Here is an 11,600-nt window from a genome sequence, read left to right as displayed (position 1 = left end):
GGCGACATTCAGCTTGGAAGGCTGACGCTCTACCAACTGAGCTACTCCCGCATTACTACAAAGATATAAATTTGTTTTGGTTAAGAGCTCCTTCATCTGTATTGATTCCAATAAGGTTCTATATTTGCGTTTAATTAACTTTAATTGTTTTTCATGAAAAAATATGTTTTATTTTTTATTGGTTTATCTTTTTGTTTTGGACAAAACAAAAATCATTTTACCCATGATCAGTTGACAGGTCAGATTGAAAAATATATGATAAAAAACCAAAATTATCAGCTACTTCCTGAGGTGTCAAAATCTTTTGAATTAATGAAAACAGCAGCACTAAAAGACAGCATTAGGATAAAAATAGTTTCAGGTTTTCGATCTTTTAATCAACAGAGAAAAATATGGAATCGAAAGTTTAGAAAAAATAACTCCATGGGGCTTACAGCAAATGATAATATTACAAAAATTATTGAATATTCCACAATTCCTGGAACTTCTAGACATCATTGGGGAACTGATATAGATATTATTGATGATAATTTTGAACCTAAAGGTGATGTTTTATTACCTGAGAAGTTTTATAATAACGGTCCTTATGAAAAACTTAAAAATTGGATGGATGACAATTCTGAAAAATTTGGTTTTTTTCTAGTTTACACAAACAATTTGAATAGAACTGGTTTTAAACACGAACCTTGGCATTATTCCTACAGTCCAATATCAAAAAATATTCTAAGAAATTTATTGGAATTGAATTTTAGAAAGCTATTTATCAAAAAAAATGTTTTAGGTTCAAAAAATATGACCCCGGAATTCATTGATTATTATAAAAACAAATTTTTACTTGGCATTAATCATGATTTAAAAAATATGGTTTTCAACGAGTGAAAACAGGAGAGTTTTCATCCATCGTTTCTTCTTCGCTATAAGAATATCCATCTAAAGAAAATTTTAAAATATCTTTAAGTGAATTAGCATTTTTTTCTACCAAAAATCTGGACATTGACCCTCTTGCCTTTTTGGCATAAAAGGAAATTATTTTTAAATTTCCATTCTTAAAATCTTTAAATACCGGAGCTATAACGGGGTTTTTAATTAAATTAAAATCAATAACAGATGAATATTCTTTACTGGCCAAATCAACTAAAACGTTATTACTTCCAATATCTTCAATAATATATTTAGTGATTTTTTCTTTCCAAAATTCGTACAGATTATCGTTATTTTTATTTTTTAGAGATGTACCCATCTCCAATCGATAGGGTTGAATAAGATCAAATGGCCGTAAAACCCCATAGAGACCTGATAATATTCTTATTTTACTTTGAAGAGTATCCAAGCTTTGTTTTGATAATGAATTAGGATCTAATCCCGCATAAACATCTCCATTAAATGTAAAAATAGCAGGTCGAGAATTACCAATGGTAAAAGGAATTTTAAAATTTTGATTACGCTCCCAATTCAGTTGACTTAACTTTTGTGATACGTTCATTAAATCACTTAATTCACTAACAGTTTGTTTTTTTAATATTCTATTAAGCGTATTGGCTTCATCTAAAAAATATGGTTGAGATTCTTGAATATTTGGAAAGTCAGAATTTAGATTTAGGGATTTTGCTGGAGAAATAAATATTTTCATAAAAAAGAATTAATTAAAGCTTAATCAAAAATAATAGATTTATTACAAAAATAATTAACCAAAATTTAAATACATATTAGTTTTGAGAGTTTTTTGAGTATTTTTCCCATTTAATTATGAGATTATTAAAATCTTCAGGAAGTTCAGAAACAAATGAAACATAATCATTTTTTTTAGGATGAATAAATCCCAAGTTTTTCGCATGAAGAGCTTGTCGTGGAATAATTTTAAAACAATTATCAACAAATTGCTTGTATTTTGTAAAACTCGTTCCTTTTAAGATTTGATTTCCACCATATCTTTCGTCGTTAAAAATAGTATGCCCAATATGCTTCATGTGAACTCTAATCTGATGAGTCCTCCCAGTTTCAAGTCTACAACTAACAAGAGTTACATATCCAAATCGTTTCACAACCTTGTAGTGAGTAATTGCATTCTTCCCGAAATCATTTTCAGGAAAAACTTTCATTTGCAAACGATTTTTCGGATTACGTCCAATATTTCCTTCTATCTTACCTTCATCCATTTTGACATTACCCCAAACCAAAGCAATATATTCTCTGGTTGTAGTTTTATCATAAAATTGTTTCGCCAAAAAGGTCATTGATGATTCTGTTTTCGCAACAACTAAGAGCCCTGAAGTATCTTTATCAATTCTATGAACAAGACCCGGTCTATAATTGCTATTGACAGGTAATTTTTTAAACCTATATAAAAGAGCATTAATCATAGTCCCCGAGTAATTTCCATGTCCAGGATGAACGACCATTCCCGGAGGTTTATTAATAATTATAAAATAATCGTCTTCGTACTGAATGTCTAAAGGTATATTTTCAGGTATGAGAAGGTTTTCATGAGGGGGATGTTTAAATAAAACTTGAATATTATCATCACCTTTTACTTTGTAATTTGATTTTATAATAGATCCATTAACAAATATACTTCCTGACTTAGCAGCTAGTTGTATTTTATTTCTAGTTGAATTTTCAATTCTATTCATTAAGAATTTGTCGACACGAAGGGGTTCTTGTCCTTTATCAGCTATGAAATTGAAATGCTCATACAAACTATCGTCGTTAGGAATTGGATCAATTTTCACCATCTTTTACCATTCCCTAGAGTTAAATCTATCTTTGAGGTTTTAGGAATAACAGATCCTGATGTAATTGCTTTTCCTTGATATCTAATTTCTAAAACCATATCTTTACCAATGTTATTTATATAAGTTATTTCTCCAACTTGAAGCCCAACTGCCTTTAGCTTAGATTCAGCATTTCGAAGGGTAATCTGAATAATATTTGGAACACTTATTTTGCGATATCCTGAAGGGTTTAATGTTAAATAAATTTTTCTATCTTTTTTAACTTCACTTAATGCAACAGGAAATAACTCTATGACGGCATAAGGAAGAATTTTTGGGTTAAATTTTGTAGAATCAACCACTTCATATCTTAAATTATTTTCACCAAGTATCTTAATTGCTTCATTTAATTCAAATCCAGAAATATCAGGGACCAACTCATAATTATCATGATAGGTTGTTAATTCTAATGCTTTCAAAATTATAATAATGAAAAATATTAAAAAAAAAGCTGCTTTTATTATAAGAATAAAAAAAGTTTTAGAAGTGAAAAATTTTAAATACACTATACTCAAATTTGTAACAAATATAACACTTTTGCAATGCTATTAAATCTATTACCTTTGTAATAATGTTAGAAAAAAGTAAAAGCATTATTGGAATTGCATGTGGAGGGTATGGTTCAGAAAGAAATATCTCTTTGAAAAGTGGAGAATTAGTTTTAAAAACTTTAAAAAAAGCAGGTTGGAATGTTTTTCTTTTAATCATTGATTTTAAGGATTGGTATTTAAAAATATCTGAAACTGAAAAATTATCTATTTCTAGAAAAAACCTTTCATATAAACTCAATGAAGTTGAATATAACTTTGATGTTATTTTTAATGCTTTACATGGATCACCCGGAGAAGATGGTCAATTAGCAGCTATACTTGATGCTAAAAAAATTCCACATACTAGTTGCAATTATACTTCAGCCGCTTTAACATACAATAAAAGAGATTGTCTTTCCGAAGTCAAAAAATATAATATTCCAACTGCTAAATCATTTCATCTCAATGAGGGAGATCATTTTAAAGAAGAGAATATCATTGAAAAAGTTGGTCTTCCGTGTTTTGTGAAAGCAAGTAGAGCAGGTAGTAGTTTTGGAATATACAGAATAACCAATATAGATGATCTTAAAGCTGGTATCACAAATGCATTCAAAGAAGATAGTCAAATTATAATTGAATCAGAATTAAAAGGAAAAGAGGTCTCTGTTGGAGTTTATAAAAAGAAAAATGATATAATTTGTCTTCCAATTACTGAAATAATTTCTGAAAATGATTTTTTTGATTATGAGGCTAAATATCAAGGTAAAGCTCAAGAAATAACACCTGCAAATATTTCAGATGAAATGTTGAAAAAAGTTTATGAAATGGCTGTCTTACTTTACAATAAATTAAATTTAAAAGGTATCTGTCGAAGTGAATTTATTTTTATAGGTAACACACCTCACTTACTAGAAATAAATACTGTACCCGGATTAACAAGCGAAAGTATTATTCCAAAACAATGTAAAGCAGCTGGTATTATGCTTCATGAATTATTTGAGGACTTATTAGATCAAGCAATCATTAAAAATTCATAATTTTAATAAAAAAATTAATGAAACGTGCTCTTTTCCCTGGATCCTTTGATCCTATAACAAACGGCCATGAAGATATAATCCTTCGAGCTCTTCCACTTTTTGATGAAATTATAATTGGAGTTGGAATAAATACTGATAAAAAATATATGTTTACCATAGAAGAACGAACAGCTTTCCTTAAAAATGTTTTTAATAAATACAAGAAAATTAAGGTTCAATCTTATGGAGGGTTAACAATTAAATATTGCAAATCAATTGAAGCTGGCTTTATTCTTAGAGGATTAAGAAATCCTGCAGATTTTGAATTTGAAAAAGCAATAGCTCATACGAACAGAAAGCTGTCAGGCATAGAAACCGTATTTTTATTAACCTCTTCTAAAACTTCATTTATAAGCAGTAGTATAGTTAGGGATATTATTAAAAATAATGGAGATTACAAATCTTTTGTTCCATCACCGGTTAAATTATCTTCAAAATAAAAATTAAAAAGCATTTCAATATTAGAGTACATATTTTTCATTGATTCCTTAATTTCAGTTTTATTTTTCCAAACTGCTTTTTCAATATTTTCATTAATTTGAGGATTTAAATTTCCTTTGTAGTTGGAGCTCATTAAGAACCAATATGTTTTTTTTAAACTGTATTCTCCATTTTTTTTATATAAATGATATGTTGTTGGTAAAATAGATTTTGAAACCAAATCACGAACTCCAGTCTCTTCGATTACCTCTCTCAAAGCACCATCAACAATCATTTCTTTTTTTTCAAGGTGACCTTTTGGTAAATCCCACTTTCCATTTCTATATATCACTAAAAATTGATTTTTATCATTTTTAACTAATCCACCAGCAGCTTCAATTGGAGGGAAATGTTTGTGAAGGTGCTTAATTAGTTTTTCTGAATCTGAATTGTAATAATAAATACATTTAGTTTTTTTTGATTTTAATGCTTTAATTATTACTGAATAGTTAGAAAATTTTGAATAAATCAGAGGTGTTGAATCGTCATTTTCAACAATGGATGTTGTCAAAATAAGTGGCTTATGATTTAAAAAAACTTTATACATTTGTATATGATTTTGGATAAACAAACTTCCGTAAAAACTGCAAAATATCTTTTACAAATTAATGCAATTAAATTGAGTCCTGAAAATCCATTTTCATGGGCGAGCGGTTGGAAATCTCCGATCTATTGTGACAATCGAATATCATTATCTTATCCGAAAGTAAGAAATTTTCTAGGCAATCAATTGGCTTTTCAAGCTAAAACTATTTATAAAAACAAAGATTTTATTATAGCTGGGGTAGCAACTGGTGCAATAGGGATTGGAATGTTAGTAGCTCAAAAATTAGATTTACCCTTTATATATGTTAGACCAGAACAAAAAAAGCATGGTAAAAAAAATCAAATTGAAGGCTACATGGCTGACAACTCAAATGTAGTTGTAATTGAAGATTTGATTTCTACTGGTAAGAGTAGCTTAAATGCAGTTGAAGCATTGAGAAATGAGGGTGCAAATGTTTTAGGAATGTTAGGTCTTTTCACTTATGGTTTTAAAGTTGCTGATGAAAATTTTAAAGATTCAAAAATTCATTTAAATACTTTAAGTGATTACAACTCTCTTATAAAAGAAGCATTAAATCAGAAATTGATTAACTCTAATTCCTTATCAAAGTTAACTTCTTGGAGGAAATCTCCCGAAAAATGGGATTTTAATAAATCCATTTGATCTGTTTTGACTGAAAAGTTTTAAGCCTACTGTTTTCTAATTTCAATTCCAATAAACCATTAAGATAAACTTTATTTATTTTGGCCTTAAAGACTTTGTTATCATTTTTGAACCACATATTTTTTGATAGAAAAAATAGTTTTTTATTATATATATTACTCAAGAATTTTACAGATGAATCATCACAAATTTTAATAAAATTTAATAAATTTTCTGATAATTTTTTAATAAAAATATCAATAGGTACCATTTTTCGTGTTTCAATGTAAACACTTGTAGCGTTAGGTAATTCTAAAAATGATTTTTCGAAAAGATTTATCCCAATTCCAATAATTGAACTTATTTTATTTTTCTGTATTTGGTTCTCTGCCAATATTCCAGATATTTTTTTATTTCCTGACAATATGTCGTTTGGCCATTTAATTGACAGATCTGGTACATTAAAATATTCTAGGGTCTTTAATACAGCTATTGAAGAAGCACAGTTGAGGGTAAAAGCCCATTTGGGGTTTAAATTTTCAAATATTCCATATAAGCTAAAAGCAAGATGACAATTAGGCTCGCTTTTCCATACAGATCCATGTTGCCCAACTCCTTCTTTTTGATTCATAGTCCATATAGCATCTCCTGAATCTAATTTCTTAGATTTTAACAAATACTTTAATTCTTTATTTGTTGAACTAGTGGCATCAAGTTTGCGTAAGTTTAAAGTAAACAAAAGTTCAGAATTTAATAAATTACATATTTGGATAAAAATAGATATTTAAATGATTAAAGATGTGCCAAATCCAGATTCTCTTATTTCAAAAATTATTGGAGGGATAGAAGAAGTGAAAGGAGTAGAAATTAATCTATTGGATTTACGTGAAATCCAAAATACGGTTTGTAGTTATTTTATAATTTGTAACGGTACATCAAATACACATGTCAATGCGATTGTGAACTCCGTGCAAAAAACTGTAAGTAAAAATCTTAAAGAAAAACCTTATCATACAGAAGGTGAGAAAAATTCAGAATGGGTTTTAATTGATTATATTGATGTTGTTGTTCATGTATTTCAAAAACAGATTAGAGATCGTTATGACCTAGAAAATCTTTGGGGAGATGCAAATTCTACGCAAATCGACTCAAACTATTAATAATTATGGAAAAAAAAGATAAAAAAACTCAAAAGCCTAAAATTAACATATACTGGATATATGGAATAGTAATAACTGTTTTGTTGGGAATGAGTTTCTTTGGAGGTAATTCAAATTTTAAAAATATAGGTAAAACTAATACTAGTGAATTTGAAAAATATCTTAATGCAGGAGATATAAAAGAGGTAGTTGTAATTAATAAAAATTTAGCTCAGATTTCTTTAAAAGAAGATGTTTTGTCTAAAGCTGAACATCAAAGGGTGAAATCTAAAAACTTTTTAGGTCAAGAAAACATAAAAGGCCCCCACTACCAATTTGAAGTTGGTAATCTTGAACTTTTTCAAAGAAAATTAGAAAAAGCTGAGGAAAAAGGAATCATCTTTAAATATGAATTTAATACTGTTGAAAACAAGTGGTTGGATGTCATTATAGGATTTCTACCAATAATAATAATTATTGGTGTTTGGATATTTTTAATGCGAAGAATGTCTGGTGGAGGCGCTGGTGGAGCAGGGAGTCAAATTTTTAATATAGGTAAATCAAAAGCTAAACTCTTCGATCAGAATTCAGATGTTAAAACAACATTTAAAGACGTTGCCGGACTAGAAGGAGCGAAAGAGGAGGTTCAAGAAATAGTAGATTTTTTAAAACATCCAGGAAAATATACTGCATTAGGAGGCAAAATACCGAAAGGAGCACTATTAGTTGGGATGCCAGGTACTGGAAAAACACTTTTAGCCAAGGCTGTTGCCGGTGAAGCAAAAGTTCCATTTTTCTCTCTTTCTGGATCAGATTTTGTTGAGATGTTTGTTGGAGTAGGAGCCTCAAGAGTTAGGGATTTATTTAAACAAGCAAAAGATAAATCTCCGGCAATAATTTTTATAGATGAAATTGATGCTATTGGAAGAGCAAGAGGAAAAAGCAATTTTACAGGGTCGAACGATGAAAGAGAAAACACTCTAAATCAATTATTAACTGAAATGGATGGATTTGGAACTAACTCAAACGTGATAGTTTTAGCTGCAACAAACAGAGCAGATGTTTTAGATAAAGCTCTAATGAGAGCAGGACGTTTTGATCGTCAAATTTATGTAGATCTACCAGATCTTAATGAAAGGAGAGAGATTTTTAAAGTTCATTTGAAACCATTAAAAACAATCAAATCTTTAGACTTTGACTTTTTAGCTAAACAAACTCCTGGTTTTTCAGGTGCAGATATTGCTAATGTTTGTAATGAAGCTGCTCTTATTGCGGCAAGAAAAAATAAAAAATCTGTTGGTAAACAAGATTTTTTAGATGCGGTAGATAGAATAGTGGGTGGTTTAGAAAAAAAGAATAAAATAATAACAAAAGAAGAGAAAAAAACAATTGCATATCATGAAGCTGGTCATGCTGCTGTAAGTTGGTTTCTTAAATTTGCTTCTCCTTTGGTTAAAGTTACTATAGTTCCTCGTGGACAGTCACTTGGAGCTGCTTGGTATTTGCCAGAAGAAAGAATGATTGTTAGAACAGAGCAAATGCTCGATGAAATGTGCGCTACACTAGGAGGTAGAGCTGCCGAAAAAGTAATGTTTAATAAAATTTCAACCGGTGCTCTAAGTGATTTAGAAAAAGTCACCCGTCAAGCTAGAGCAATGGTTTCAGTTTACGGTTTAAATGATACTATTGGAAATATTACATATTATGATTCATCTGGACAATCTGAGTATAACTTTACAAAACCATATTCTGAAGAAACAGCAAAGACAATTGATAACGAAATATCAAAATTAATCGAAAAACAGTACCTAAGAGCTTGTGACTTACTTGCATCAAATAAGGATAAATTGGTTGCTCTGGCAGAACGTCTTTTAGAAAAAGAAGTTATCTTTAAGGAAGATTTAGTAAAAATATTAGGAAAACGTCCTTATAACGAAGACGAAACCGGGGTAAAATCTAAATTAAAAGGATAGAAATTAATTATAAAACATTTGTGAATTGTGAGTTTTTGGAACAATCTTTTTGGTAAAAAAAAAGTTACCCAAGAAAGTATGACGTCCAAAAGTCCTTTCATGCCAGAAAAAAAGGAACCAGTTGAAATAGTATTCGCTCATAATTTTACAGAAAAAGGAGGTCGTTTTTTATTTTCTGAATCTCATTCAGATTGTGAGAATTTTTTTCAAAACATACTCAGTGAAAACAATTGGATTAATTCTGATGTTTTTTTATTAGATAAAAGTTTAGGAAAGTATTTTAATTTAAAAATAAATGATACTTCCGAGATAAAAGAAAAAAAAGTAGCCTTAATAAATTGTGAGTTCCTTATTGCAAAAACTGGAGGAATAATGATTTCAAGTAATCAAATCAAAAACTTAAGTCTAACTGAGTTTCCAGAAAATATTATAGTAAAAGCTAAAGTATTTCAATTCGCACAAGATGTTAGTGATGGAATGAGTAGACTCAAAGCTTCTTATTCAAAAAATTTACCCTCTAACATCACGACTTTAAATGCAAAAAACTTAGATAAAGAGTCTGATTTTTTATCTCAAGGAAACAGTTCTAAAAATATTTATTTACTACTTGAAGAGTGAAAAATAAATAATATGATTATTCGATCATTTACTGGTATTTGCTATGTTTCAATTATACTGAGCTCACTTTTTTATGATATTAAATTATTCTCTATCATAATGTTTTGTTTTTCATGTTTAGCAATTTTTGAATACCAAAAACTTTTAAATTTGAAAAACATAATACCATATTTCTTACTAGGGTTTATGTATTTTTATTTTTTAGAAAGTAGAAATCCCTCTGAAACAATTTCAATTATATTGATAATTACTATCATTTCTCAAATTTTGATGTTGAGATGGTTATTCGTAGGGAGATACAAAAGAAAAATCGTTTCAACTTTTTTAACATATGGCTACCTGGTATTTAGTTGTTTTTTTATAATCGTAATACCTTTTTCAAAAGGGGATTATAACCCAAAACTATTGATGTTTATTTTTACTTTAAACTGGACAAATAATTCTTTCGCATATTTATTTGGGAAAAAATTTGGAAAAACTAAGATGATCCCAAAAGTTTCTCCAAATAAATCGTGGGAGGGTTTTTGGGGTGGGCTAGTTTTTACCAGTCTAATAGCTATTATATTTTATAAATTAGAGGTAGGGGTAAATTATATTCAAGTTGTTGTTTTTTCTTTTATAATTCCTATTTTAGCAACCTTGGGTGACTTAGTTCAGTCAAGAATTAAGCGTGATAAAGGAGTTAAAGATTCAGGGAATATATTACCCGGACATGGAGGATTTTATGACAGAATGGATAGTATTATTTTTATTGCTCCTTGGAGTTTTTATGTTTTAAATCAGATTTAATGTTTCACAAAGAAGGATATTTAACAATAACATTTTTTTTTATATTAGCTGTTTCACTTACAATTTTTACAGAATATAATATAATTAATCAGTCACTTAAAACTTTAATTCAACTATTTTCAGGATTATTATTAATACTAATTTTACAGTTTTTCAGAAATCCTAAAAGAGTTATTACTAGAGATATAAAAAAAATACTTTCTCCTGTTGATGGAAAAGTAGTGGTAATTGAGTCTGTTTGTGAGAAAGAGTATTTTAAGGACAATCGAATGCAAGTTTCCATTTTTATGTCTCCATTAAATGTTCATATAACGAGATATCCGCTAAGTGGAAAAGTTACTTATAGCAAATATCATCCTGGAAAATATCTATTTGCATGGCATCCCAAATCTTCCGAAGAAAATGAAAGAACTACTATTGTAATCAAAAATACTGAATTTGGAGAAGTTCTATACAGACAAGTTGCTGGTGCATTAGCTAGGCGAATAGTAAATTATGCCAAGGTCGGTAGTGAAGTAAAACAGGGAGACGATGCTGGATTTATAAAGTTTGGATCTAGAGTAGATTTATTTCTCCCTATTGATACTCCTATAGAGGTAGTTTTAAATCAAATTGCAAAAGGGGCAAAAACTATTATATCTTCTATTAAATAGGTGCCTATTAAAAGAAAATTAAAGACATTGTAAGTTATTTGATGAAAATGGGATATCGACATTATTTGAAACTTTGCAGTCTTTTTTTAATATTTTTAATTTTTTCCTTTGAGTCTTCAACTTTTTTTCTTTCAAGTTCTATTACGTTAATTGGGGCATTTTGAATAAAATTAGAATTTGATAATTTTTTATTTAATGAAATTAAAAACTCTTCTAAGTGAGTTAGTTCATCCTTTATTTTAGCAGATTCTTTTTTCAGATCAATCTTTATTTCAATAGGAATGAAAAACTCGTCAGTACCAACAATAAAGACACCTCCCTTATTTGTTTGTTTTTCTTGAGAAAACTCAATTTTATCCAATTTAGCTAGTTTAGAAATTAC

Annotated in this window: 14 protein-coding genes and 1 pseudogene; 9 read left to right on the top strand and 6 right to left on the bottom strand. The window is 28.8% G+C overall.

What is annotated here, in order from left to right:
* The first annotated feature begins 153 nt into the window (after window positions 1–153).
* The gene (locus AC3ATN_RS08035) at window positions 154–879 is read left to right on the top strand and encodes a M15 family metallopeptidase (RefSeq protein WP_487532758.1); all 726 of its coding nucleotides are present in this window, start codon (window positions 154–156) and stop codon (window positions 877–879) included.
* Here the strand turns inward: AC3ATN_RS08035 and yaaA are convergent.
* From yaaA to AC3ATN_RS08020, 3 genes are all read right to left on the bottom strand, one after another.
* Window positions 869–1,630, bottom strand: coding sequence for a peroxide stress protein YaaA (gene yaaA / locus AC3ATN_RS08030; RefSeq protein WP_487532757.1), 762 nt, complete (start codon window positions 1,628–1,630; stop codon window positions 869–871). The two genes, AC3ATN_RS08035 and yaaA, sit on opposite strands and share 11 nt — an antisense overlap.
* A gap of 76 nt (window positions 1,631–1,706) precedes the next feature.
* Window positions 1,707–2,732, bottom strand: coding sequence for an RluA family pseudouridine synthase (locus tag AC3ATN_RS08025; RefSeq protein WP_487532756.1), 1,026 nt, complete (start codon window positions 2,730–2,732; stop codon window positions 1,707–1,709).
* Window positions 2,726–3,190 carry a PASTA domain-containing protein gene (locus AC3ATN_RS08020; protein WP_487532755.1) on the bottom strand — a complete coding sequence of 155 codons (465 nt, stop codon included), beginning with the start codon at window positions 3,188–3,190 and terminating at the stop codon, window positions 2,726–2,728. The genes AC3ATN_RS08025 and AC3ATN_RS08020 overlap by 7 nt, the downstream gene beginning before the upstream one ends.
* A gap of 152 nt (window positions 3,191–3,342) precedes the next feature.
* On the opposite strand from AC3ATN_RS08020, the gene AC3ATN_RS08015 reads away from it, so the two are divergent.
* Both AC3ATN_RS08015 and coaD read left to right on the top strand, forming a co-directional pair.
* Entirely contained in the window at window positions 3,343–4,338 is a 996-nt protein-coding gene (locus AC3ATN_RS08015) for a D-alanine--D-alanine ligase (RefSeq protein ID WP_487532754.1), read from the top strand.
* 17 nt (window positions 4,339–4,355) lie between these two features.
* Window positions 4,356–4,817, top strand: coding sequence for a pantetheine-phosphate adenylyltransferase (gene coaD, locus AC3ATN_RS08010; protein ID WP_487532753.1), 462 nt, complete (start codon window positions 4,356–4,358; stop codon window positions 4,815–4,817).
* Here coaD and AC3ATN_RS08005 read toward each other — a convergent pair.
* A complete protein-coding gene (locus AC3ATN_RS08005) occupies window positions 4,772–5,404 on the bottom strand; it encodes an NUDIX hydrolase (protein ID WP_487532752.1) in 633 nt (210 codons plus the stop codon). The two genes, coaD and AC3ATN_RS08005, sit on opposite strands and share 46 nt — an antisense overlap.
* A gap of 6 nt (window positions 5,405–5,410) precedes the next feature.
* Between AC3ATN_RS08005 and pyrE the strand changes: the two genes are divergently transcribed.
* Window positions 5,411–6,067 (top strand): orotate phosphoribosyltransferase, encoded by a 657-nt coding sequence (pyrE, locus tag AC3ATN_RS08000; RefSeq protein ID WP_487532751.1) that lies wholly within the window; start codon window positions 5,411–5,413, stop codon window positions 6,065–6,067.
* On the opposite strand, the gene AC3ATN_RS07995 is transcribed toward pyrE, so the two are convergent.
* Complete coding sequence (locus AC3ATN_RS07995; protein WP_487532750.1) at window positions 6,051–6,785, bottom strand: biotin--[acetyl-CoA-carboxylase] ligase; 735 nt, start codon at window positions 6,783–6,785, stop codon at window positions 6,051–6,053. The genes pyrE and AC3ATN_RS07995 overlap by 17 nt on opposite strands.
* A gap of 49 nt (window positions 6,786–6,834) precedes the next feature.
* On the opposite strand from AC3ATN_RS07995, the gene rsfS reads away from it, so the two are divergent.
* Genes rsfS through AC3ATN_RS07970 form a run of 5 tightly spaced genes read left to right on the top strand, consistent with a single transcriptional unit; the run spans window position 6,835 to window position 11,218 of the window.
* Window positions 6,835–7,206, top strand: coding sequence for a ribosome silencing factor (rsfS, locus tag AC3ATN_RS07990; protein WP_487532749.1), 372 nt, complete (start codon window positions 6,835–6,837; stop codon window positions 7,204–7,206).
* Between the two features lie 5 nt (window positions 7,207–7,211).
* Window positions 7,212–9,158 (top strand): ATP-dependent zinc metalloprotease FtsH, encoded by a 1,947-nt coding sequence (ftsH, locus tag AC3ATN_RS07985; RefSeq protein ID WP_487532748.1) that lies wholly within the window; start codon window positions 7,212–7,214, stop codon window positions 9,156–9,158.
* 27 nt (window positions 9,159–9,185) lie between these two features.
* Complete coding sequence (locus AC3ATN_RS07980) at window positions 9,186–9,776, top strand: LUD domain-containing protein (protein ID WP_487532747.1); 591 nt, start codon at window positions 9,186–9,188, stop codon at window positions 9,774–9,776.
* Between the two features lie 12 nt (window positions 9,777–9,788).
* Complete coding sequence (locus AC3ATN_RS07975) at window positions 9,789–10,565, top strand: phosphatidate cytidylyltransferase (protein ID WP_487532746.1); 777 nt, start codon at window positions 9,789–9,791, stop codon at window positions 10,563–10,565.
* Window positions 10,565–11,218: a phosphatidylserine decarboxylase family protein gene (locus tag AC3ATN_RS07970; protein ID WP_487532745.1), complete on the top strand. Its 654-nt coding sequence runs from the start codon at window positions 10,565–10,567 to the stop codon at window positions 11,216–11,218. Before AC3ATN_RS07975 ends, AC3ATN_RS07970 begins: the two co-directional genes overlap by 1 nt.
* 61 nt (window positions 11,219–11,279) lie before the next feature.
* Here the strand turns inward: AC3ATN_RS07970 and AC3ATN_RS07965 are convergent.
* Window positions 11,280–11,600, bottom strand: a pseudogene (locus AC3ATN_RS07965) (valine--tRNA ligase); the annotation flags it as partial.

This window comes from Candidatus Marivariicella sp. (genome assembly GCF_983056325.1).
This window is presented reverse-complemented; position numbering and strand designations above follow the sequence as displayed.